This is a genomic window from Streptomyces malaysiense, from assembly GCF_000980885.2.
GTDB lineage: Bacteria > Actinomycetota > Actinomycetes > Streptomycetales > Streptomycetaceae > Streptomyces > Streptomyces malaysiense.
Genome location: NZ_LBDA02000033.1, coordinates 59445 through 81397, shown reverse-complemented (window position 1 = coordinate 81397; position 21953 = coordinate 59445). Strand labels below are relative to the sequence as shown.

Sequence of the window (21953 nt, the reverse complement as noted above, 5' to 3'; positions counted from 1 at the left end):
GTGCGATGGCGCACGCGACCCTACATGCTGTCGGGTCAAGAGCGGGGCTCTCACCTGAAGTGGAACGTTGGCCAGAACTTGAACTTGCAAGCAACGGTTAGGCGCACCTAACCTGTACCCCTCAATCGGTACCGCCGCCCCCACCGGCCGCCCGTCCCCCGGCGAGCCGCCCGACACCGAGAGGGTCAACTCCCCATGCCTTCCGCTCGCTTCCATTCCGTGCAGCCCTATGTCCTCGGGCTGTTCCGCATCGTCGTCGGCCTGCTCTTCACCGCGCACGGCGCCGCCTCGCTCTTCGGCGTCCTCGGCGGGGCCATGGGCACCCACGGCGGCACCGTCGCCACCGGCACCTGGCCCGGCTGGTACGCGGCCGTGATCCAGCTGGTCGCCGGCGCCCTGGTGCTCATCGGCCTCGGCACCCGGGGTGCCGCGCTGATCGCCTCCGGCTCGATGGCGTTCGCGTACTTCGACATCCATCAGCAGCACGCGCTGATGCCCATCCAGAACGGCGGTGAGCCCGCGGTCATGTTCTGCTGGGCCTTCCTCCTGCTGGTCTTCACCGGCTCCGGCGCCTTCGGTCTCGACCGGCTCTTCGCCCGGCGCGCGGCGGTGCGCGGCGAGCGCGTTCCCGGGCAGGCTCCGATAGCCGCCTGACGGGACTCTCCCGCCCTTCCCGCGGCGCCCTTCCCCGGCCGGGCCGGGGAAGGGCGCCGTGCCGTTCGGCCGGTTCCGTAGCCCCCCGCGCACCTCCTGTCACACCCTCGGCGTACGCTGTACGGCTGTCATCGGGGGAAGTAACAGGAGAAGACGTGTTCGAGAGTGTGGGGTCGCTGGCGGCCGGACCCTGGATCTATGCCGTGGTGTCCCTGTCCGTGCTGCTCGACGTGTTCCTGCCGGTGCTGCCGAGCGGTGTGCTCGTCATCGCGGCGGGGACGGCGGCGGCCGCGGGCTCCGGCGCGGCGACCGCCGCGACCGGCCGGGTCCCGCACGGGGTGCCGGACCTGCTGGCCCTGATCCTGCTGGCCGCGGCGGCCTCGGTCCTCGGTGACCTGGTGGCCTACCGGCTGGCCTGGCGGGGCGGGGAGCGGCTGGACCGTGCGATAGCCCGTTCCCGGCGGCTGACCACCGCGCAGGAACGCCTCGGCGGCGCCCTCGCCCGGGGCGGCGGCGCGCTCGTCATACTCGCCCGCTTCGCGCCCGCCGGCCGCTCGGTCGTCTCCTTCTGTGCCGGTGCCGCGCACCGCAGGGCCCGCGACTTCCTGCCCTGGTCCGCTCTCGCCGGTCTGTCCTGGGCCGCCTACAGCGTCACCCTCGGCTACTTCGGCGCCCGCTGGCTCGGCGCCACCTGGCTGGCGACCGGGGTGTCCCTGGCGGCGCTGTTCGGGGCGGGCGCGGCGGCGGGGTTCCTGATGCGCAGGCAGCCCGCCGCCTGAGGCCACGCGGCCGCGTCGCGGCAGCCGTGTCCGCCGTGACGGCGAGGAGCCCGGCCGGAGTCGATCCGGCCGGGCTCCTCGCGCGCGGGGCCCGTGTCAGCGGCCCGGCAGGTCGTTCTGCGGCGCGGTCTTCCCCGCCGGGTCGACGGACGGGTCGTAGCAGTACTTCGCGCGCCCGCGCACAGCGCTGGAGGTCGCCCGGGGCGAGGATCTGGCTCCGCGTCGCAAGCCCGCCGAGTACGAGTAGGGCGGCGGGCGCCTCGAACGCCTGCCGGGGCAGGTTCTGGTCCGGGGCGTGGACCGGCGGGTGACATCCGGCAGCGGGTGTCACCCGCCGGTGTCGTCGGTTCAGCCGATTCCGGTGACCTGCAGTGCGGTGGTCCAGTTGGTCCTGATGGCGGAGCGTGCGGCCGACAAGGTGATCCTGCCGTCGCACACGGCGTTCTTGAGCCTGGTCTCGACGCCGTCCTTGGTGTAGGCCGTCGGGCTGCCGTAGTGCGGCTCGGGCCAGAGGTTCGTCGGGTCCTTCGGGGAACCTCCGAGCTCCAGGGGTACGAGGTGGTCTTCCTCGTAGTCGGACATGTTGGTGTCCGAGTAGCCGTAATCGATGATGCCCTGGGCCTTGAGGGCGTTGGTGTAGCTGGTGGACGGGCGAACGGTGCTGGTCCATCCGGAGACGCATATGGTCGAGCCTATGGTCGACTGCGTCACGTCCGGGTTGTAGGCGCCAGGGGTGCAGTACGAGTCAGGCAGCGGCAGGTAGGCCCGGGAGCAGGTGCTGGCCTGCGCGGTGCCGGCGCTGACACCGAGGACGAGGCCGCTGATCGCGAGGGAGAGAGCGGCAGCGGCGGCAGCCGGCGTTCGGGTGATGGAGCGCATGGGGTTTCCTTTCCAGAAAGGACGTGGACATGACATTGGATGACCGCGGGGTGTCCGTGTCATGACGAGGCGGTGGTGTGGCCGTCAGGTCGTCGGGTCCACGCGCTCGCGCTTGTGAGCGGCATGCCGCCGACGGTCTGAGACGAGGACTCAGTCGATCTCGCTCGTCGCGGCCGCGGATGTGAGGTGGTCGATGTCCGCGTCGGAGGCGGAGGTCCGGGCCGCGCCGCCGTACGGCGAGTACCGGCTGCCGCTGGTGGCGGTGCGGGCGGTGGTGGTGGCGTTGCGGGCGGTGGCGGGGGCGGCGATCGGCGTCGGCGGAGTCGCGGAGGCGGTGGGGGAGTCGAAGAGCGCGGCGGTGGCGACCGGGCCGGTGGGGTCGGCGGGTGCGCTCGGACGTTGACGCGCGTAGAGCTCGGGCATTGCTGAACTTCCTTGTGGGGGTGGGGTTCTGGACCACGAGTCAGGGAATGCTCGCGATGTGGCGTTGCCTGTGGGTGAGCGCTCGGGAAGAAGTTAGTGACATGTGCATGTCAAATCAAGGTTTCGGGGGCGGGCTCCACCGTCCCGTACCATGGGGGGCGCAGAAGGGGAGTAGCTCTTCGCCGGACCGTCGACATACTGCTCAGCGAGTCTGAGCCGGCGCCCGGAGGCGGACCCTCGGTACCGCCCAGCGAGACCTTCGGCAAGCAGTGCACGCCCGCCCGGCCAGGTGCGGGCGCCGAGTGTGCTGCCGTGCCGAGGTGTCGTCGCAGGAGGTGCCGCGCTCTCGGTGGGGTGGCCCCGACCGATTGAGGACCCTTGATCAGCATCACCGTGACGGCGCTCGTCTTCGGCGTCGTCTTCCTCGCCGAACTGCCGGACAAGACCGCGCTCGCCGGTCTCGTCCTCGGCACCCGTTACCGCGCCGGTTACGTCTTCGCGGGCGTGGCCGCGGCCTTCCTGGTGCATGTGGTGCTCGCGGTGGCCGCGGGCAGCGTGCTCACCCTGCTGCCCCAGCGGCTCGTGCACGCCGTCACCGGTCTGCTCTTCCTCGGCGGCGCCGCGATGCTGCTGTTCGCCAAGGGCGGGGAGGAGGAGGAGATCAAGAAGCCCGCCGACCAGTCCTTCTGGAAGGTCGCCGGTACGGGCTTCATGCTCATCCTGGTCGCCGAGTTCGGCGATCTCACCCAGATCATGACCGCCAACCTCGCCGCCCGCTACGACGACCCGGTCTCCGTCGGTCTCGGCGCGGTGCTCGGTCTGTGGGCCGTCGCCGGGCTCGGCATCGTGGGCGGAAAGGCCCTGATGAAGAAGGTTCCGCTGCGGCTGATCACACAGATCGCGGCGCTGCTGATGCTGGGCCTCGGCGCCTGGAGCCTGTACGAGGCGGTCGCGGGCTGAGCTGAACGCCGGGTGAACCGTCGCGGGGGTGGTGGCGGGAATGCCGCCGGGTTTTGTACCGTAGAAAAACAAAGTGGCTCCCGCCCGTTTTCCCTGACCGGCGGGCGGGGCCGCCTTGTCCCTCCCCGCCGCGTCCGTGCGGGACCTCTCTTTCCTGGAGCGACTGCCGATGACGGCCACCCCCACGCCCGCCCCCACCGTCCTCGACGCCGGCGCCCTGCTGCTCGACATGGACGGCACCCTCGTCAACTCGGATGCCGTGGTCGAACGCGTCTGGCGGCGCTGGGCGGGACGGCACGGGCTGGACGGCGACACCGTGATGAAGGTCGTCCACGGCCGCCAGGGACACGCCACGATGGCCGCGCTGCTGCCCCAGCGGCCCGTGGAGCGGAACCTCGCCGAGAACGCGCGCATGCTCGCCGAGGAGACCGCCGACATGGACGGCGTGGTCGAGATCGCCGGGGCCTCGGTCTTCCTCGCCGCGCTGCGCGATCTGCCGCACGCCCTGGTGACCTCGGCGGACGTCGGCCTGTCCACCGCCCGGATGAACGCGGCGGGGCTCCCGCTGCCCGACGTCCGGGTCACCGCCGAGTCGGTCGGCGCGAGCAAGCCGGACCCCGAGGGCTTCCTCAAGGGCGCCGCCGAACTGGGCGTCGCCCCCGCCGAGTGCGTCGTCTTCGAGGACTCCGGCGCGGGGATCGCCGCGGGCCGGGCCGCGGGGATGGCCGTGGTGGGAGTGGGCCCGCGAGCGGCCGCGCACGGTCCCGACGTGGTGGTGCCGGATCTGACGTGTGTGCGGGTGGAAGCCGTGCCCGGGGGCGGCATCCGGCTGCACATCGGCTGACCGTCCCGCGGGCGCGCCGGTCACCCGCCGGCGGCCGGCGCCGTCCCGCGGCTGCCTACGGCTGCGACGTCTCCGACTCCAGGCTCGCCCGGGTCCGCGGCCCGTACACCCCCAGGGGATCGCCCTGGATGCCCCGGGCCAGCTGGTACGTGCTGACGGCGTTCTCCACGGGGTACGTGTAGAGGCCGTTCACGTCACCCTCGTACAGGTTCAACTCCCACAGCCGGTACTCCAGTTCGACGACCTGCGGGCCGGAGTCCCCGCGCTCCAGGACCGCCGCGCCCGCCGGGGTGCCCGACGCGGAGGCGGTCGGGGAGGGCGTCCGGGACGGCGCCCGGCTCGGGGCCGGTGCCGGCGACGGCGTGCGTGACCGCGTCGGGGTGGGCGAAGGCCTCGGCACGGGCGGGGGGACCGAACGCACCGTCGAGCGTGACGGGGCGGAGGTGCCGTGCGCCGAGGGGGTCCTGGCCGCCGGTGGCGGCACGTCCGGGACGCTCTCCCTGATCTCCGGGACCGCGCCGTCCCGGGTGGGCGCGTGGTACGAGAACAGCGCGAGCCCGGCTGCCGCGACGGCCGCCACGCCCGCGCCCGCCGCGGTGATCAGCGCGGTACGGCGCGACCGGCCGCGCCGGCCCGGCCCCTCGGGCATCGCGGCGACGGATGGCTCCGGTACCCCGGAGGGGTCGGGCTCGCCGGCCGCCGGTCCGAGGAGCCGGGCGCCGGACCCGGCCACCGGGCCCGGCGGCCGGGTTGCCCCGACGTGCGGGGCGTCCTCGCCGTCCCCGGACCCCACGTCCACGTAGGGCCGTATCCGCAGCGGGTCGAAGTCCTCCGCCGCTGCCGCCTGTGCCGCACGCGCACGGCGCAGTGCCCGCGCCGTGCGCTCGGCGCAGTCGCAGGACGGGGCACCCGCCGCGTCCCTCGGTGTGCCGCACTCCGGGCAGGCCGTCCCCTTCTCCCCGGTCACGTTCGTCCCCTCCCCTGAACCCCCGAAGCCACACAGGGTATGCCCACCGCCTCCACATCCGCAGGACTCGACAGGCCGTGAGCGGTGACACCGCCCAGGATGGAAGGAGCGCATCCCAGCCCCCAGCCCCGGGAGGCCTCCATGACCCTGGACACGCACGGTGCGGCGAAGGACGTGAGCGGGGAGGAACACGTGGCGCGCGGCGTGTTGGTCTCGATCGGGGCGCTGCTCCTCGGGCTGCTGCTCGCCGCGCTCGACCAGACCATCGTGTCGACCGCGCTGCCCACCATCGTCAGCGACCTCGGCGGCCTGGAGCACCTGTCCTGGGTGGTCACCGCCTATCTGCTGGCCTCGACCGCCGCGACCCCGCTGTGGGGCAAACTCGGCGACCAGTACGGGCGCAAGAAGCTGTTCCAGACCGCCATCGTGATCTTCCTGGTCGGTTCGGCGCTGTGCGGCATGGCGCGGGACATGCCCCAGCTGATCGGCTTCCGGGCGCTGCAGGGCCTGGGCGGCGGCGGACTGATGGTGCTGTCGATGGCGATCGTCGGCGACATCGTGCCGCCCCGCGACCGGGGCCGCTACCAGGGCCTGTTCGGCGCCGTGTTCGGCGCGACCAGTGTGCTCGGACCGCTGCTGGGCGGGCTGTTCACCGAGCACCTGAGCTGGCGCTGGGTGTTCTACGTCAACCTGCCCATCGGCATCGTGGCACTCGCCGTGATCGCCGCCGCCCTGCGCATACCGGCCCGCGGCGCCCGCCACGTCATCGACTACCCCGGCACCTTCCTGATCGCCTGCGTCGCCACCTGCCTGGTCCTGGTGGCCTCCCTCGGCGGCACCACCTGGGCCTGGAGCTCCCCGCAGATCATCTCGCTCGCGGTGGCCGGCGTGCTGCTCGCGGTCGCGTTCGTGGCCGTGGAGGGCCGGGCCGCCGAGCCCGTCCTCCCGCTGGGGCTGTTCCGCATCCGCACCTTCACCCTCGCCGCCGTCATCAGCTTCATCGTCGGCTTCGCCATGTTCGGCGCGATGACCTATCTGCCGACCTTCCTCCAGGTCGTGCACGGCGTCTCCCCGACCATGTCCGGCGTCTACATGCTGCCGATGGTCTTCGGGCTGTTGCTGTCCTCCACCGTCTCCGGGCAGATCGTCAGCCGTACCGGCCGCTGGAAGGTCTTCCCGGTCGCCGGCACCGCCGTCACCGCCATCGGCCTGCTCCTGCTGCACCGCCTGGACGAGACCAGCTCCACCGCCGAGATGAGCACCTACTTCTTCGTCTTCGGCCTCGGCCTCGGCCTGGTCATGCAGGTCCTGGTGCTGATCGTGCAGAACGCCGTCTCGTACGAGGATCTGGGCGTCGCCACCTCCGGGGCCACCTTCTTCCGCTCCATCGGCGCCTCCTTCGGCGTCGCCGTCTTCGGCACCGTCTTCGCGAGCCGCCTCGCCGACAGGCTCACCGCCGCCTTCGCGGGCGTCCGGCTGCCGCCCGGGATCGACGCGGACACCCTCAAGTCCGATCCGCGCGGCATCGCGGGCCTGCCGCCCGCCCTGCGCCCCGCCGCCCTGCACGCCTACGCGTCGTCCATCACCGACGTCTTCCTGTACGCCGCCCCCGTCGCCTTCCTCGGCTTCCTGCTGGCCTGGCTGCTGAAGGAGGAACCGCTGCGCGGCTCGGTCACCGCGCCGGACGTCTCCGAGACCCTCGCGCCCAACCCGGTCGAACGCTCCTCGTACGACGAGGTGTGCCGCGCCCTGTCGGTGCTCGGCACCCGGGAGGGGCGGCACGAGATCTACCGGGACATCACCGAGCGGGCCGGGTACGACCTGCTGCCCGCGGCCAGTTGGCTGCTGCTGCGCGTCCGCCGCAACGGCTCCGTGGAACCGGGCGTGCTCGCCGAGCGCAGCCCCGTCCCGCTGGAGGTCGTCATGGCCGCCGCCCGCCAGGTCGAGGAACGGCGGCTGGCCGAACGCGAGGGCCTGGAGCTGTACTTGACCGAGACCGGGCGCGAGGCCGCCGAGCGGCTCGCCGTGGCCCGCGAGGAGTCGCTGGCCGAACTGCTCGGCGACTGGTGGCAGCCCGGCCGCTCCGCCACCGACCTGGGGAGACTCCTCAGGGAGCTGTCCACGGAGCTGTGCGGCGCCGAACGCGAACGCCCGCACGACGTTCCCGGGCAGCCGCGCGCCGCGCCGCGGACCAGGCTCAGTTGACCGGCGCCAGCTCCTTGCGGAACCAGTGCTCGGCGTACTGGTGCACGTTGTGGGGGCCGGTCTCGGTGTAGCCGAGGCGGGCGTACAGCGCGCGGGCCTCTACCAGGTCGCCGCGGGTGTCGAGGACGAGCCGGCGGGCGCCGAGCGCGCGGGCGGCGTCCTCGGCGGCGGCCACCAGGAGTGCCGCCCCGCCCGTGCCGCGCAGGCCCTCCGCCACGAACACCCGGGTCAGTTCGGCGGTTTCGGGATCGAGGAGCCGTACGCCCGCGCTGCCGGCCGGTGTCCCCTCGTACCGCCCCACCAGCAACCGCCCGTTCGGCGGGGCGAGTCCGGCGCCCGTGTCGGCCGCCATCTCCCGCTCCAGCTCCGCCGGATCGGTGCGGTGGCCCTCGTGCAGCAGGTACCAGCGGTCGCTGACCTCGGTGTAGTACGCCCGCCACAGCGCCTCGGCGGCCGGGGAGCCGGGCGCCTCCGGCGTGATCGTCCACATCGTCATACGGGCCATTCTGGGGCGCCGGCCCGGACGCGCCGAGCGGTTTTCCGGGCCCGGCCGCCTCGCGGTGTGCCTTGTGCCGTTTGTGGGCGGCCTTCCGGGTGACACGTCAGAGGGGACCGGTCCGCCGGGCCGGTCCGCGATCCGAGCGGAAGGCAGCCATGTCCACAGGCTTGATCATATTGTTGGTCGTGATCGTGGCGCTCTTGGTCGTCGCCGCGCTGGTGACGGTGCTGATCGGCCGCCGCGGCGACGCCGGCCCCGGTCTGAAGCGGCGGTTCGGTCCCGAGTACGAGCGGGCCGTGGCCGCCCACGACGGGGACACCCAGGCCGCCGAGCGCGAGCTGAACGAGCGCGTCGAACGCCACGGCGATCTGCGTGAGCGGCCCCTCGCCCGTGAGGAGCGGGACCGGTACACGGCCCGCTGGACGAGCGTCCAGGAACATTTCGTGGAGTCCCCGCGGCAGGCGGTGGCCGAGGCCGACCAGCTGCTCGGGGAGATCGCCGCCGTACGCGGCTACCCCGACGGCGGACGGTACGACGAGCAGCTGGCCGCGCTGTCCGTGCACCACGCCGACCACGTCGACGGCTACCGCCGGATCCACCGGATGGCAGGGGCCGCCGGTGCCGGTGCAGCCACGGGTGCCGGGACCGAGGAGATGCGGTCGGCCCTGGTCGGGGCGCACGAGCTGTTCGACGACCTGACCGGCGCCGGCGGCGACGCGGCGGAGTCCGGTCGGCACCGCGCTGCCTGACCGGGGCCTATCCAGCGAAGAAGGGACGAAGAACATGCCGGACAGGGGAAACGGACCGGGCGACGAGCGGTACTCCAGCAGCCGCTATGCCCGCCCACCGGACGAGGAATGGGCACCGGAGACCGAGCAACGCGAAGAACACGGTACGGAGGGGCTGCGGCCCGGCACCGAGGGAATGGGCGCGACGGGACGCGACCCGGGTCCGGCCGGGCGTGAGCCGGGTCCGGCCGGGCGTGAGCCGGGTCCGGCCGGGCGTGAGCCGGACATGGGCCGAAGCGACCCGGACGCGGCCGGGGGCGACCGGGTCGTGACCGGTCGGGGAGAGTCCGTCCGCGGGATGTCCGAGTCCGCCCCGGACATGGCGCGGATGCCGGAGAACGGGCTCGGCGCGCCCTCGCCCGAGGACCTCAGCGGACGCGAGGCGCGCACCACGGAGGGCACCGCGCCGGACGCCTGGCCGACGACGGCCGGCACCGGGGCCGCGGGCGCGTCCGCGCGAGCCGGCGCCCCGCTGCTGCCGCACGAGGAGAGCGAGCGGTGGGAGGAGCGGATGCGGCAGGTGGCGGCCGGGTTCGTGGACCGGCCCAGGGCGGCCGTGGAGGAGGCCGACCGGGCACTCGAGGAGATCGCCGCACGGTTCGGCGAGGCCGTGACCCGGCGCCGGCGCAGCCTGCGGATGGCCTGGGAGGACGACGAGGAGCGGGGCGCGGCGAACCAGACCGACACCGAGCAGCTGCGACTGGCCATGCGGGACTACCGCGACCTGGCGGAACGTCTGCTGCACGGCTAGGGCCTCTCGTTCGGGCCCCGCCCGGTCAGGCCCGTACGGCCCGTAGGCCCGTGGGCGGCGCCGCCGGCGCAGAGCACAGCGTCCGCCCCGGACCGGACCGGGGCGGACGTGCCCGCCGACGACGGCGGTCCGTACGGACGTCTCGCGGGTGCTTCCCGGATCAGAAGGCGATGCGGACTTTCAGCGCCGACCGGTCGTCCATGGCGCGGTAGCCGTCCGGTACGCCGTCGAGGCCGACGGTCCGGTCGAACACCGGGGAGGGGTCGATGACGCCCGTCAGTACGTCGGTGAGCAGCTCGGGTATGTAGGCGCGGGCCGGGGCGACGCCGCCCGCCAGCGTGATGTTCCGGTTGAACATCTGGCTGATGTCCACGCCCGCGCTGCCGCCGTGGGGCACGCCGACGTAGCCCACCGCGCCGCCGTCGCGGGTGATGGAGACGGCGGTGCGCATCGACTCCTCGGTGCCGACGGCTTCCAGCACGGCGTGGGCGCCCTGGCCCCCGGTGAGTTCACGGATCGCCTCGACCGCGGCCTCGCCCCGTTCCGCGACGACGTCGGTGGCACCGAACGAGCGGGCGATGTCCGTGCGGGTCCGGTGGCGGCCGAGCGTGATGATCCGGTCGGCACCGAGCCGGCGGGCCGCGAGCACACCGCACAGGCCGACGGCGCCGTCGCCGACGACCGCGACGGTGGCGCCGGGCCGGACCCGCGCCGAGACGGCGGCGTGGTGTCCGGTGCTCATCACGTCGGACAGGGCCAGCAGGCCGGGGACGAGCGTGTCGTCGGTGGCGGCTTCCCGGGGCAGCGGGACCAGGGTCCCGTCGGCGTACGGCACCCGGACGGCCTCGCCCTGGCCGCCGTCGGAGCCGACCTCACCCCAGAACCCGCCGTGCGGGCAGGAGGTCTGCAGACCCTCCCGGCAGTAGTCGCACGTGCCGTCGGACCAGACGAAGGGCGCGACCACGAAATCGCCGGGTGCGAAGCCGGTGACCTCGGAACCGGTCTCCTCGACGACGCCGAGGAACTCGTGCCCTATGCGCTGCCCCGGCACGCGCGAGGCCACTCCGCGGTAGGCCCACAGGTCGCTGCCGCAGATGCACGCGCTCACCACCCGCACCACCGCGTCGAAGGGGTGCTGGATCCGGGGATCCGGTACCTCCTCGATCCGGATGTCGTTCGGGCCGTGGATCACGGTGGCGCGCATGCGGGAACTCCTGGTGCTGCGGAACGGGGGGACGCTCAGCGTCGCCGCCCGCGGTACCCTCTGTCCAGCTACATCGTCTACACCCATCGCTTAAGCTCAGCTGATGCTCGACGTCCGACGACTCGTCCTCCTGCGCGATCTGGCCGCCCACGGCACCGTGACCGCCGTGGCCGAACTGCACCGTGTCACCCCCTCCGCCGTCTCGCAGCAGCTCCGGCTCCTGGAGGAGGAGACCCGGACCCACCTGCTGGAACGCACGGGGCGCTCCATCCACCTCACGGCGGCCGGGCGCCGGCTGGCCGAGGACACCGAGCGCGTGCTGGACGCCCTGGAACAGGCACGGAGCCATCTGCGCGACGAGGCCGCGGAACCGGCCGGGCCGCTCCACCTCGCCTGTTTTCCCAGCGCTCTCGTCCCGCTGGCCGCTCCGCTCGGCCGGGCCCTGGACGACAGCCATCCGGGCCTGCGCCTGCACATCACCGAGGCCGAGCCCGAGCCGGCGGCGCGCCTGCTGCTCCAGCGACGCGTCGACCTCGCGCTGACCTACCGCTACACCAACCTGGCCGACCCCACGCCCGCCGGTGTCGAGTCCCTGGTCCTGGGCGTCGACCCGCTGGTCGCCGTACTGCGCGCCGATCACCCGGCGGTCCGGGCGGAGGATTCCCCCGTCGGGCTGCGGGCGCTCGCGGACGGTGAGTGGATCACCGCTCCCGCGCACACCGCGTGCGGGGCAGCCGTCCTGCAAGCCTGCCGGTCCGCGGGGTTCACCCCCCGGGTACGGCACACCTGCACCGACTTCACGGCCATGATCGCCCTGGCCGAGAGCGGCGGCCTCCCCGTCGTCCTGCCCCGCATGGCGGCGGCCCGGCTCCCGTCCGGGCTCGTCGCGCGGCCGCTGGCCGACCCCTCGCTCGCCCGCAGCGTCGAGGTCGCCGTACGGCGCGGAGCGACCCGTGAACCCCCGGTCGCGGCCTGCCTGGAGGCGGTTCGGGCCCTCGTCCCGTGCGGTGGCGGTGCCGGTGGCGACGACACGGTCCGGGACCCGGCGTCGTGATCACCCGAGCGGGGCGCCGCGGGGCCCGGCCCCACCACCCGCGCTTGCCGGCCCGGCTCCCGAACGGCACACCGGGCGGCTTTCGCTCGGTGACGACCCCGTTGTGCCGGACGGCGCCCGGCCCCGCGTTCTATCATGCGGCGGCGGCGCGCGGGGCAACGGCCCGTCGCGCAACGACGTTTCAGGGGGGAACGCAGGTGCTCGAACTCACCATGGCCACGGTCTCCGCGGCCGACGCGGGGACCACGGCCGGCATGACGATGGCGGAGGCGCCCAGCGAGCCGGGCGCCGTGCTGCGGGTCGGCCGGGACGCCGCCGGCTGCCGGCTGGTCATCCCCGAGGACTGGCTGTTCGTCTCCCGTGTCCACCTGGAGTTCCGCTGCGGAGCCGACGGCACCTGGCAGCTGACCTGGTTGCGCGGCTCCCAGCCCGACCCGGCGTCCGAGGTGCGGCTGACCACCGGAGGGAGCACCCGGCCGCTGGTCTACGGCGCCACCGTGCCGCTGCCGCGCGGGGGCTCCGGCGAGATAGTCGTCCAGGACCGCGGCGGGCCGCGCAGCGTCAACGTCGGCTTCTACCAAGAGGTCTGAGGACCCCAGGGCCGCTCTTCCGGGAGAGCGGCCCTAGCCCAGCACGCGGGCGAGCGCGAAGCCGTCGTACCCCTTGGTGCCGACCGTCTGGATCGCCGTCCCGCTGAGCCTCGGGTGGGAGGAGATCAGCTCGATCGCGGTACGGGTGCCGACCACGTCCGGATCGGTGGCGTCCGGGTCGACCACGCGGCCGCCGCGCACCACGTTGTCGAGCACGATCAGACTGCCCGCGCGGGTCAGGCGCAGCGCCCACTCCACGTAGTGGGCGTTGTTGGCCTTGTCCGCGTCGATGAAGACCAGGTCGAAGGGGGCCGGGTTCTCGTCGGCCAGCTTCGGCAGCGACTCCAGGGCCGGGCCCACCCGCACCTGGGCGATCCGGTCCAGGCCCGCGCGCGCGATGTTGCGGGTGGCCACCTCGGCGTGCCGGGCGCTGTACTCCAGGGTGACCAGCCTGCCGTCCTCGGGCAGGGCGCGGGCCATCCAGATCGTGCTGTAGCCGCCGAGCGTGCCGATCTCCAGGATGTTCCGCGCGCCCTGTACCTGGGCGAGCAGCTGGAGCAGCTTGCCCTGGGCCGCCGTGACCCCGATGGGCGGCAGCCCGGCGGCGTCGTTCTCCCGCAGGGCCGCGCGCAGCGCCTCGTCGTCGGGCGAGAGGTTGCTGATGAAGTAATCGTCGACGTCGTCCCAGAGCTGCTGCCCGCTCATGTGCCTGCTGCCTTTCCCGAGTGCCTGCCGAGGCCGCGGCCTGCTGCCGTCTTTCGATCATCTCAGTTGGGCGGTGGCGAGGGGGAGAGAATCGGCCTGGGCGGCTCGATCGCCGGACTCAGGCCAGGGGCGGGGGCGGGGCGACGGGCGGCGGGGGCAGCACGGGCCGCCGTGCGCGTCGTACGGCGACGGCGGCGAGCGCGGCCGCGAGGAGCACGGCGAGGCCGCCGGTCGTCAGCAGCCAGGCCGGGACCCCGCCGACACGGTCCAGCTCGTCGTCGTGGATCACCTGCTGGACGGGGGCGTCGGTGGCGGCCCGGCGCAGTTCGTGGTCGCCCGAGATGCGGGCGGGCTGCGGGAACCGCTGGGTGAGCGCGGTCAGGTACGGCGTGCCGTGGGCGAGGGCGCCGAGGGCGCCGCCGGGGGAGGCGAGGCGGCCGGCGTAGACGGTGCTCGGCGGCGGTCCGCCGATCGCCGTGGCCGGCTCCATGCGGTGCGCGGCGAGGACGTACAGGCCGAGCGACTGGGGGGTGGCGGCCAGCCGGGACAGGCGCATGGGGTAGACGGCGCGGTCGGCGGCGAAGGTGAGGTGCAGCGGGTCGAGGGCGCCGTGCAGGGCGGTGCCCGCGGTGCCGGGGGCGAGGCGGACGGCGACGTACTCCCAGTGCTCGGCCACGTACGGCTCCAGGGCCGTCCTCAGCCGGGCGGGGAGCGCGAAGCCGTTCGCCCGCAGCCAGGTGTCCAGGGCGGCCGGGTCGGTGGCGGTCAGCCGGGCCACGTCGAACGGGCCGAGGCGCTGGCGTCCGACGACACCCACGGCGGCGCCGGGCGCCGGGGCGGCCGCGGCGCCGTCCGCGTGGCCGTCGAAGGGCCAGTCGCCGTCCCGCGGCCAGAAGTGGTGCCGGGTGCGGTGCACCGGCGCGACGGCCCGCGCCAGCTGGTCGAAGACGGCGGGGTCCCCGAGGCGGACGGTGGCGCGGTGCGGGACGGGCATGATCCAGGCGGCGGTCCGAGCGTCGCCGGTGACGGTCAGGCGCATGACGATCTGTTCCTGGCGGCCGTCCCAGCGCAGGACGGACTGCTCCTGTGCGACGGCGATCCGCTGGGCCGGGTCCACCACCATGGCGCCGCAGCCGCAGGCCCAGGCGGGTGAGATCAGCCGGCTGAGCTGGATGCCGAGGAGCATGAGTACGACCGAGAGTGTTCGTGCGGCTCGGATCTTGCGCATGGTCCGTCCCCCGTCTTGCGGTTACGACCGGTAGGGACGAGGAGAGCGGGGGCGCGGTTCCGGTGCCGGCCGGCGGCGGGGGCGCGCCCCCGCCGCCACCGCGTCCCGGGGCGCGGGGAACCGCGTGATCAGCCGCTACGGGCCCGCGCCCGGCGTACGGCCCGCGCCCCCCGCGGTGCTCACCGGCCCTCTACCGCCGGGGCGGAACCCGGCAGGGGCCGCCCCGCCGACTCCGACATCCGCCACACGGCGAACCCGCCGATCACCGCCGCGCCCATCATGTAGTACGCGGGCATCATCATGTTCCCGGTCGCACCGATCAGCGCCGTCACCACCAGCGGCGTCGTCCCGCCGAACAGCGACACGGACACGTTGAACCCGATGGACAGCGACCCGTACCGCACCCGCGTCGGGAAGAGCGCGGGCAGCGCGGCCGGCATGGCCGCCGTGAAGCAGACCAGCAGCAGACCGAGGGCGCCCATGCCCAGGGCCACCGCGAGCAGGCTGCCCTGGCGGATCAGCAGCAGCGCGGGGACGGAGAGGAACAGGAAGCCCGCACAACCCGCCGCGATCACCGGGCGGCGGCCGATCCGGTCGGTCAGCGCACCGGCGAACGGCTGGACGATCATCATCAGAGCCATCACGCCGAGCACGACGAGCAGGCCGTGCGTCTCGTCGTACTTCAGCTCACTGGTGAGGTAGCTCGGCATGTACGACAGCAGCATGTAGTCGGTGACGTTGAAGATCAGCACCAGGCCCATGCACAGCAGCAGCGCCTTCCACTGGCCCGCCACCATCTCCCGCAGCGGCACCTTCGGGCGCGACGCCTCGGCCTTCTCGACCTCCGCCGCGAACGCCGGGGTCTCCTCCAGCCGCATCCGCAGGTACAGGCCGATGACGCCCATCGGGCCGGCGATCAGGAACGGGACGCGCCAGCCCCAGGAGAGCAGGTCCGCGGAGGACAGCAGAGCCGTCATCAGGGTCACCAGGCCCGCGCCGCCGATGTACCCGGCGAGCGTGCCGAACTCCAGCCAGCTGCCGAAGAAGCCGCGCTTCTTGTCGGGGGCGTACTCGGCGATGAAGGTCGAGGCGCCCGCGTACTCGCCACCGGTGGAGAAGCCCTGCACCAGCCGCGCCGCGAGCAGCAGCAGCGGCGCGCCGACGCCGATCGAGGCGTAGGAGGGGATCAGACCGATCGCGAACGTGCCCGCCGCCATCATGATCATGGTCAGCGCGAGGACCTTCTGCCGGCCCACCCGGTCGCCGAGCGGGCCGAAGACCATGCCGCCGAGCGGGCGCACCAGGAACGCCGCCGCGAAGGCGCCGAACGTCGACAGCAGCTGGGCCGTCGGGTTGCCGGACGGGAAGAAGACCTTGCCGAGCGTGACCGCGATGTAGCTGTAGACACCGAAGTCGAACCATTCCATGGCGTTGCCGAGCGCGGCCGCCTTCACGGCGCGCTTGACGAGCGCGGGGTCGGTGACGGTGACGTCGCGGGCCGCGGAGGGAGCGGCCCCGCGGGCCTTCAGCTGGGGGGTGACGGCTGTGACGGTCGCCAAAACGGGGCTCGCCTGCCTTTCGTCGGGGACAGAGACGCGGCCCCGACGACGGCGTGGGAAACGCCTGACGTACGAAGGGCCGAAAATCGACCATAGGCACGAATTGCACCCTTACGGGACGTGCCCGGATGCGCGCATAGCGCAGCTAAACGACGTGTCAGCAGGTAACTCTGCCCGCTCGCGCCCGCTCGATCCGGGCCTTCGCTGTGATGCTTCTCGCGCCCCGGCGCGGCAACCGGAACCCCCGCGCACTATCGTCGCTCGGACAAAAGGAGAGCGGGCGCCAGGTGAACCCGGGGCCGCCCGCGTCCCCTTCCGGGGGGTCTGCGAGCCTCGTAGGGTTGCGCAGACGTGACCCGGCGTGAACGACACACGGCCGGGACGAGAACGGGGCGGGAGGCCGACGAGGCGTGGCGAACGTGGAACACGGTGGGGGAGCGAGGGGCGGCTTCGGGGCGCCGGACGCCGAAGGGCGGCTGCGCGCGGCGCGGCTCGCGCTCTGGGCGGTGGCCGCGATCCTCGCGGTCCGCCAGATGACCGCAGTCCTCACCACCCCGAGCGGCAAGCGCCTGACCGACCTGGAGACATGGGTCGGCCCGAACGGCGTGCTGCACGTCAAGGGGTCCCTGTACGACTCCACGCAGTTCACCGGCACGCCCTTCGCCGGGCTCGTGCTCAAGCCGCTCACCCGGGCCGCGGAGGCCGCGCTCGGCTGGAGCTGGACCTTCGCCAGCCTGCTGCTGGTGGCCGCGCTCGGCATGATCGCCGCCCGCGCGCTGCCCCAGCCGGTGAGCCGGCGCACCTCCCTGCTGGCCGCGCCGGTCGCGATCAGCCTTCTCATGCTGTCGCTGCCGGTGCGCAACGCGCTCTGGCTCGGCCAGACCAGCATCATCCCGGTGCTGCTGGTCCTGCTCGGCTGCTTCACCGTACGGGGGGAGCGGGCGAGCGGGCTGTGCCTGGGCCTCGCCGCGGCGCTCCAGCCCACCGTGCTGCTGTTCGTGCCGCTGCTGTGGTTCACCGGCCGCCGCCGGGCCGCCCTCAGCGGCGCCGGCACCTTCGTCGCGCTGACCGCGCTCGCCTGGGCCGCGCTGCCGCACGACTCGGTCACCTACTGGCTCCAGCACACGGCCGGCGTGGGCCTGGGCGGCAAGGCCGACGCCCTCGGCAACCAGTCCCTGCACGGCGGCCTGCTCCGCCTCGGCCTCACCGGTCCGCTGGAGATCGCGCTGTTCCTGCTGCTGGGCGCGGCCGTCTCCGTCCTCGCCCTGCGCCGCGCGGTCCGCTACGCGCAGGACGGGCAGCTGCTGCTCGCCGTGGCGATCACCGGCTGCGCCGCCGTCGCCGTCTCGCCCACCACCTGGCAGCACCAGCTGCTGTGGCTGCTGCTCGCGGTGGTCGGCCGGGTCGGCCGCCGGGTCTCCGACCGCAGTGTGTGGCCGGTCGCGGTGGTGCTGGTGATGACCCTGCCGGCGAAGATGATGCTGCCGAACACCCCGGCGCTGTACGCCCTGCGCGACGACCTGGTGCTGGTCGCGGCGCTGGCCGCCGCGGTCGCCGTACCGTTCCTGTCGCGCACCTCGCCGTACTACCGGGAGCCCGTTCCCACCGAGTACGCCGCCGCGGTCCCCGCCCGCTTCCGGCACGTCCCGCTGCTGCCCTTCCTGCGCCGCGTCCTCACCCGCCCCAACCTCCTGCTGGAGCTGCTGCTGATCCGGGTCGTGTACGCCGCGTACGCGCAGGTCCGGCTCGCCGCGGGCGCGAGCGGGGACGACCGGGGGCGGGCGGCCGCGGAGCACCACGGCCGGATCGTGGTCGGCATCGAGCGGTTCCTGCACATAGACATCGAGCACTGGCTCAACCACACGGTGGCGGGGATCGGCTGGCTGCGGGACTTCTTCGACTTCTACTACGAGTCCTTCCACTTCGTGCTGCCGCTCACGGTCCTCGCCGTCCTGTACTGGCGCCGCCCCGTCGACTACCGCTGGGCCCGCACCTCCCTCGGCTTCACCACCTTCCTCGCCCTGATCGGCTTCTGGCTCTTCCCGCTGGCCCCGCCGCGCCTGATGCCGGGCCTCGGCTTCATCGACACCGTGCACGGCGTGCAGGACCTCGCCCACCCGGACTACGGCGCGATGACGGCCCTCACCAACCAGTACGCGGCGATGCCGTCCCTGCACTTCGGCTGGTCCCTGTGGTGCGGTGTCGTCATCGCGGTCCTCGCCCCCAGGTGGTGGATGAAGGCCCTCGGCCTCCTGCACCCCCTGTGCACGGTCTCCGCCATCCTCGCCACCGCCAACCACTGGGTCCTCGACGCGATCGGCGGCGCCGTGGTGGTCGCCGCCGGCTTCGCCCTGTCTTACCTGCTCCAGGGGCCGAGGGCGGCGCGGGCCCCGGCGCTCGACGCGACGGGGCTGATGGAACCGGTGCCGGCGCGATAGCCGGGCGGGGGCGGTCCGCTAGAGGCGCTGGATGATCGTGCCGGTGGCCAGGCCGCCCCCCGCGCACATCGTGATCAGCGCGAACTCCTTGTCCGTGCGCTCCAGTTCGTGCAGGGCCGTGGTGATCAGCCGGGCGCCCGTGGAACCGACCGGGTGGCCGAGCGCGATCGCGCCGCCGTTGACGTTGACCTTCGACAGGTCCTGCTCGAAGACCCGGGCCCAGCTCAGCACCACCGACGCGAACGCCTCGTTGATCTCCACCAGGTCGATGTCCTTCAGCGACATCCCCGCCTTGCCCAGCACCGTGCGCGTCGCGTCGATCGGCCCGTCGAGGTGGAAGTGCGGGTCGGCGCCCACCAGCGCCTGCGCGACGATCCGCGCCCGGGGCTTCAGCTTCAGCGCCCGGGCCATCCGCTTGGACGCCCACATGATCGCGGCCGAACCGTCCGAGATCTGCGAGGAGTTGCCCGCCGTGTGCACCGCCGTGGGCATCACGGGTTTGAGCCGGGCCAGCGCCTCCATGGACGTGTCCCGCAGCCCCTCGTCCCGGTCGACCAGGCGCCACATGCCCTGACCGGCGTACTGCTCCTCCTCCGTCGTGGGCACCTGCACCGCGAACGTCTCCCGCTTGAACCGCTCCTCCGCCCAGGCGAGCGCCGCCCGCTCCTGGGACAGCAGCCCGAACGCGTCCACGTCCGCACGGGTCAGCCCCCGGTGGCGCGCGATCCGCTCCGCCGCCTCGAACTGGTTGGGCAGGTCGACGTTCCACTCGTCGGGGAAGGGCTTGCCGGGCCCGTGCTTCGAGCCGGAGCCCAGCGGGACCCGGGACATCGCCTCGACACCGCAGCTGATGCCGACGTCGATGACGCCCGCCGCGACCATGTTGGCCACCATGTGCGACGCCTGCTGCGAGGACCCGCACTGGCAGTCCACGGTCGTCGCGGCGGTCTCGTACGGCAGCCCCACGGTCAGCCAGGCGGTGCGCGCGGGGTTCATGGACTGCTCGCCGGCGTGGGTCACCGTGCCGCCGACGACCTGCTCGACCGCGTCGGCGGGGATGCCGGTGCGGCCGAGGAGCTCACGGTAGGTCTCGCCCAGCAGATAGGCGGGGTGCAGGTTGGCGAGCGCGCCGCCGCGCTTGCCGATCGGGGTTCGGACGGCTTCGACGATCACGGGTTCCGCGGCCATGCGTGCGGGTCCTCTCCGAGAGGGCTCTCCTCCAGAACTAGAACGCGTACTAGTTCTGTGGTGCAGTCTGGGGACGTGCCGTCCGTCACCGCAAGGGGCGTGCAGTCGCCGGAGTCGTGATCTGCGCGAATTCCGCACCAAATGGCCGGACGTCGACCCTTGCAACTTCTAGAACCCGTTATTACGTTCGAGGCCATCAGCTGATGGTTCGTCAGATGGCTGGAGCCGCCGATGCACTGCCCCGCGCTGCCCGACGGGTTCGACTTCACCGACCCCGACCTGCTGCACCACCGTGTGCCCCTGCCGGAGTTCGCCGAGCTGCGCCGCACCGAGCCGGTCCACTGGGTACCGCAACCGCACGGCATCGCCGGATTCGCCGACACCGGCTACTGGGCCGTGACCCGGCACGCGGACGTCAAGTACGTCTCCACGCACCCGGAGCTGTTCTCCTCCTTCCTGAACACCGCCGTCATCCGCTTCAACGAGCACATCTCGCGCGACGCCATCGACGCGCAGCGGCTGATCCTGCTCAACATGGATCCCCCGGAACATACGCGGGTACGGCAGATCGTGCAGCGCGGCTTCACGCCACGCTCGATCCGCGCCCTGGAGGCACGGCTGCGCGCCCGCGCCGAGGCGATCGTCGGCGCCGCCCGCAGCCGCCCGGGGCCCTTCGACTTCGTCACCGAGGTCGCCTGCGAACTGCCGCTGCAGGCCATCGCCGAGCTGATCGGTGTGCCCCAGGAGGACCGCGCGAGGATCTTCGACTGGTCGAACAAGATGATCGCCTACGACGACCCCGAGTACGCCGTCACCGAGGAGACCGGCGCCCGGTCCGCGGCCGAGATCATCTCCTACGCGATGAACATGGCCGCCGAACGCAAGCGCTGCCCGGCCCGGGACATCGTCACCACGCTGGTCGCGGCGGAGGACGAGGGCAACCTGAACTCCGACGAGTTCGGCTTCTTCGTGCTGGTGCTGGCGGTCGCCGGGAACGAGACGACACGCAACGCCATCACCCACGGCATGCACGCCTTCCTCACTCATCCCGAGCAGTGGGACCTCTTCAAACGGGAACGCCCGGTGACCACGGCCGAGGAGATCGTGCGCTGGGCGACCCCGGTCAACTCCTTCCAGCGCACCGCCACCCAGGACACCGAACTCGGCGGGAGACTCATCAGGAAGGGCGACCGGGTGGGCCTCTTCTACGCCTCCGCCAACCACGACCCGGCCGTCTTCGCCGACCCCGGGACCTTCGACATCACCCGTGACCCCAACCCGCATCTCGGCTTCGGCGGCGGCGGCCCCCACTACTGCCTCGGCAAGTCCCTCGCCGTCCTGGAGATCGACCTCATCTTCCACGCCATCGCCGACGCCATGCCGGACCTCCGGCTCGTCGACCCCCCGCGCCGACTGCGCTCGGCCTGGATCAACGGCATCAAGCGGCTCCGGGTGACCACCGGCTGACCCGGGTCACTCCCTGCCCGAGGCGGACACCGCGAGCACCCCCGAGGCGACGGCCGCGATCAGCAGGGGGATGGCCAGGCCGTGGCGCAGCACCAGCCACGCGCCGAGGAACGCGCCGGCGACCATGGCGATCACCGCGGCGGTACGGCGCGGGGAGCGGTGCCCCGTGTCGTCGCCGAGGCGGGATTCCGCGGCCAGGCCGGTCAGGGTCATCGTCAGCACCGTGGTCGTCAGGTCGGGGACCCCGAGCTTGCGGACCGTCGCGTTGCGGCCGCCCATCGCGAAGGCGGTGAGGCCGATGAGGGCGTAGTCCGTGCCGGTGCGGTCCGGCCAGGCGAAGGCGGCCACCGCCGACAGCCCGACCAGGACCGCCTCGCCCGCCAGTGTCAGCCGTGCCCAGCGGCGCCGGGGCCCGCCGGTCCCGAACCGGGCCGCCACCCGGCCGCCCACCGCCGCGCCGACGAGGAAGCAGGACAGCGAGGTCGCGGTGCGCGGCACCGAGAACCCGGGCGCTCCGGCCGCCGCGAAGCCCAGCACCACCACGTTGCCGGTCATGTTCGCGGTGAACACCCGGCCCAGGCCCAGATAACTGACGGCGTCGATGAGACCGCTCACCACGGTCAGCGTGATCAGTACCAGCACCAGCCGCAGCCCGCGCGCCTCCGGGTCCGGCGCGGGGGCCGCCCCCGGTCCGCAGTCGGGCGGCGGCGCCGGGGGCGTCGGTGGTGTCGTCACGGTTCCTCCGGTTCGCCGGACGGGCAGGGGCGGGGA

At 73.3% G+C, this 21953-nt stretch carries 21 protein-coding genes; 11 read left to right on the top strand and 10 right to left on the bottom strand.

Annotation, left to right across the window (positions count from 1 at the left end):
- Positions 1-195 precede the first annotated feature (195 nt).
- Both VT52_RS14960 and VT52_RS14955 read left to right on the top strand, forming a co-directional pair.
- On the top strand, positions 196-654 hold the full coding sequence (locus VT52_RS14960; RefSeq protein ID WP_046425139.1) for a DoxX family protein: 459 nt from the start codon (positions 196-198) through the stop codon (positions 652-654).
- A gap of 155 nt (positions 655-809) precedes the next feature.
- Positions 810-1433, top strand: a complete 624-nt coding sequence (locus tag VT52_RS14955) for a DedA family protein (RefSeq protein ID WP_046425141.1) — start codon at positions 810-812, stop codon at positions 1431-1433.
- Positions 1434-1781: 348 nt separating this feature from the next.
- Here VT52_RS14955 and VT52_RS14950 read toward each other — a convergent pair whose 3' ends face one another.
- Together VT52_RS14950 and VT52_RS37975 are read right to left on the bottom strand one after the other, a co-directional pair.
- Positions 1782-2312 carry a hypothetical protein gene (locus VT52_RS14950; RefSeq protein ID WP_107481339.1) on the bottom strand — a complete coding sequence of 177 codons (531 nt, stop codon included), beginning with the start codon at positions 2310-2312 and terminating at the stop codon, positions 1782-1784.
- A 150-nt stretch (positions 2313-2462) separates the two neighbouring features.
- Positions 2463-2735 (bottom strand): hypothetical protein, encoded by a 273-nt coding sequence (locus VT52_RS37975; RefSeq protein WP_053055550.1) that lies wholly within the window; start codon positions 2733-2735, stop codon positions 2463-2465.
- Positions 2736-3113: 378 nt separating this feature from the next.
- Here VT52_RS37975 and VT52_RS14940 point away from each other — a divergent pair, with 378 nt between their 5' ends.
- Entirely contained in the window at positions 3114-3695 is a 582-nt protein-coding gene (locus VT52_RS14940; protein WP_046422660.1) for a TMEM165/GDT1 family protein, read from the top strand.
- 169 nt (positions 3696-3864) lie between these two features.
- Positions 3865-4539, top strand: coding sequence for an HAD-IA family hydrolase (locus VT52_RS14935; RefSeq protein ID WP_046422661.1), 675 nt, complete (start codon positions 3865-3867; stop codon positions 4537-4539).
- Positions 4540-4594: 55 nt separating this feature from the next.
- Here VT52_RS14935 and VT52_RS14930 read toward each other — a convergent pair whose 3' ends face one another.
- A complete protein-coding gene (locus VT52_RS14930) occupies positions 4595-5506 on the bottom strand; it encodes a peptidoglycan-binding protein (protein WP_046422663.1) in 912 nt (303 codons plus the stop codon).
- 141 nt (positions 5507-5647) lie between these two features.
- Here VT52_RS14930 and VT52_RS14925 point away from each other — a divergent pair, with 141 nt between their 5' ends.
- Positions 5648-7711 carry an MDR family MFS transporter gene (locus tag VT52_RS14925; RefSeq protein WP_046422665.1) on the top strand — a complete coding sequence of 688 codons (2064 nt, stop codon included), beginning with the start codon at positions 5648-5650 and terminating at the stop codon, positions 7709-7711.
- Here VT52_RS14925 and VT52_RS14920 read toward each other — a convergent pair.
- Positions 7704-8216 carry a GNAT family N-acetyltransferase gene (locus VT52_RS14920; RefSeq protein ID WP_046422667.1) on the bottom strand — a complete coding sequence of 171 codons (513 nt, stop codon included), beginning with the start codon at positions 8214-8216 and terminating at the stop codon, positions 7704-7706. The genes VT52_RS14925 and VT52_RS14920 overlap by 8 nt on opposite strands.
- Before the next feature lie 149 nt (positions 8217-8365).
- Between VT52_RS14920 and VT52_RS14915 the strand changes: the two genes are divergently transcribed.
- Positions 8366-8959, top strand: a complete 594-nt coding sequence (locus VT52_RS14915; RefSeq protein ID WP_240509767.1) for a hypothetical protein — start codon at positions 8366-8368, stop codon at positions 8957-8959.
- Between the two features lie 34 nt (positions 8960-8993).
- Entirely contained in the window at positions 8994-9749 is a 756-nt protein-coding gene (locus VT52_RS38805) for an HD domain-containing protein (RefSeq protein WP_240509766.1), read from the top strand.
- 160 nt (positions 9750-9909) lie between these two features.
- Here the strand turns inward: VT52_RS38805 and VT52_RS14905 are convergent, their stop codons facing one another.
- Entirely contained in the window at positions 9910-10953 is a 1044-nt protein-coding gene (locus VT52_RS14905) for a zinc-dependent alcohol dehydrogenase family protein (RefSeq protein WP_046422668.1), read from the bottom strand.
- A 103-nt stretch (positions 10954-11056) separates the two neighbouring features.
- Here VT52_RS14905 and VT52_RS14900 point away from each other — a divergent pair, with 103 nt between their 5' ends.
- Both VT52_RS14900 and VT52_RS14895 read left to right on the top strand, forming a co-directional pair.
- Positions 11057-12007, top strand: a complete 951-nt coding sequence (locus tag VT52_RS14900; RefSeq protein ID WP_046422671.1) for a LysR family transcriptional regulator — start codon at positions 11057-11059, stop codon at positions 12005-12007.
- 197 nt (positions 12008-12204) lie between these two features.
- A complete protein-coding gene (locus VT52_RS14895) occupies positions 12205-12597 on the top strand; it encodes an FHA domain-containing protein (protein ID WP_046422672.1) in 393 nt (130 codons plus the stop codon).
- Positions 12598-12630: 33 nt separating this feature from the next.
- On the opposite strand, the gene VT52_RS14890 is transcribed toward VT52_RS14895, so the two are convergent.
- The 3 genes from VT52_RS14890 to proP all read right to left on the bottom strand — a co-directional run bounded on the left by VT52_RS14890 (position 12631) and on the right by proP (position 16089).
- Entirely contained in the window at positions 12631-13302 is a 672-nt protein-coding gene (locus VT52_RS14890; protein WP_046422673.1) for an O-methyltransferase, read from the bottom strand.
- 118 nt (positions 13303-13420) lie between these two features.
- Positions 13421-14530, bottom strand: a complete 1110-nt coding sequence (locus tag VT52_RS14885) for a DUF2330 domain-containing protein (RefSeq protein ID WP_046422674.1) — start codon at positions 14528-14530, stop codon at positions 13421-13423.
- A 179-nt stretch (positions 14531-14709) separates the two neighbouring features.
- Entirely contained in the window at positions 14710-16089 is a 1380-nt protein-coding gene (gene proP, locus VT52_RS14880) for a glycine betaine/L-proline transporter ProP (protein WP_046422676.1), read from the bottom strand.
- Between the two features lie 410 nt (positions 16090-16499).
- On the opposite strand from proP, the gene VT52_RS14875 reads away from it, so the two are divergent.
- Positions 16500-18527 carry a bifunctional glycosyltransferase 87/phosphatase PAP2 family protein gene (locus VT52_RS14875; RefSeq protein WP_046422677.1) on the top strand — a complete coding sequence of 676 codons (2028 nt, stop codon included), beginning with the start codon at positions 16500-16502 and terminating at the stop codon, positions 18525-18527.
- Between the two features lie 18 nt (positions 18528-18545).
- On the opposite strand, the gene VT52_RS14870 is transcribed toward VT52_RS14875, so the two are convergent.
- Positions 18546-19715: a steroid 3-ketoacyl-CoA thiolase gene (locus VT52_RS14870; protein ID WP_046422678.1), complete on the bottom strand. Its 1170-nt coding sequence runs from the start codon at positions 19713-19715 to the stop codon at positions 18546-18548.
- 231 nt (positions 19716-19946) lie between these two features.
- Between VT52_RS14870 and VT52_RS14865 the strand changes: the two genes are divergently transcribed.
- Positions 19947-21182, top strand: coding sequence for a cytochrome P450 (locus VT52_RS14865; RefSeq protein WP_046422679.1), 1236 nt, complete (start codon positions 19947-19949; stop codon positions 21180-21182).
- Positions 21183-21188: 6 nt separating this feature from the next.
- On the opposite strand, the gene VT52_RS14860 is transcribed toward VT52_RS14865, so the two are convergent.
- Positions 21189-21917, bottom strand: coding sequence for a YoaK family protein (locus VT52_RS14860; RefSeq protein WP_420856283.1), 729 nt, complete (start codon positions 21915-21917; stop codon positions 21189-21191).
- Between the last annotated feature and the right edge of the window lie 36 nt (positions 21918-21953).

Bases quoted from the DNA above. Each gene is read 5' to 3' on its own strand.
- VT52_RS14925 (WP_046422665.1), top strand. From the start codon at position 5,648: ATGACCCTGGACACGCACGGTGCGGCGAAGGACGTGAGCGGGGAGGAA.
- VT52_RS14960 (WP_046425139.1), top strand. From the start codon at position 196: ATGCCTTCCGCTCGCTTCCATTCCGTGCAGCCCTATGTCCTCGGGCTG.
- VT52_RS14870 (WP_046422678.1), bottom strand. From the start codon at position 19,715: ATGGCCGCGGAACCCGTGATCGTCGAAGCCGTCCGAACCCCGATCGGC.
- VT52_RS14900 (WP_046422671.1), top strand. From the start codon at position 11,057: ATGCTCGACGTCCGACGACTCGTCCTCCTGCGCGATCTGGCCGCCCAC.
- VT52_RS14915 (WP_240509767.1), top strand. From the start codon at position 8,366: ATGTCCACAGGCTTGATCATATTGTTGGTCGTGATCGTGGCGCTCTTG.
- VT52_RS14865 (WP_046422679.1), top strand. From the start codon at position 19,947: ATGCACTGCCCCGCGCTGCCCGACGGGTTCGACTTCACCGACCCCGAC.
- VT52_RS14890 (WP_046422673.1), bottom strand. From the start codon at position 13,302: ATGAGCGGGCAGCAGCTCTGGGACGACGTCGACGATTACTTCATCAGC.
- VT52_RS14905 (WP_046422668.1), bottom strand. From the start codon at position 10,953: ATGCGCGCCACCGTGATCCACGGCCCGAACGACATCCGGATCGAGGAG.
- VT52_RS14920 (WP_046422667.1), bottom strand. From the start codon at position 8,216: ATGGCCCGTATGACGATGTGGACGATCACGCCGGAGGCGCCCGGCTCC.
- VT52_RS38805 (WP_240509766.1), top strand. From the start codon at position 8,994: ATGCCGGACAGGGGAAACGGACCGGGCGACGAGCGGTACTCCAGCAGC.
- VT52_RS37975 (WP_053055550.1), bottom strand. From the start codon at position 2,735: ATGCCCGAGCTCTACGCGCGTCAACGTCCGAGCGCACCCGCCGACCCC.
- VT52_RS14950 (WP_107481339.1), bottom strand. From the start codon at position 2,312: ATGCGCTCCATCACCCGAACGCCGGCTGCCGCCGCTGCCGCTCTCTCC.
- VT52_RS14935 (WP_046422661.1), top strand. From the start codon at position 3,865: ATGACGGCCACCCCCACGCCCGCCCCCACCGTCCTCGACGCCGGCGCC.
- VT52_RS14885 (WP_046422674.1), bottom strand. From the start codon at position 14,530: ATGCGCAAGATCCGAGCCGCACGAACACTCTCGGTCGTACTCATGCTC.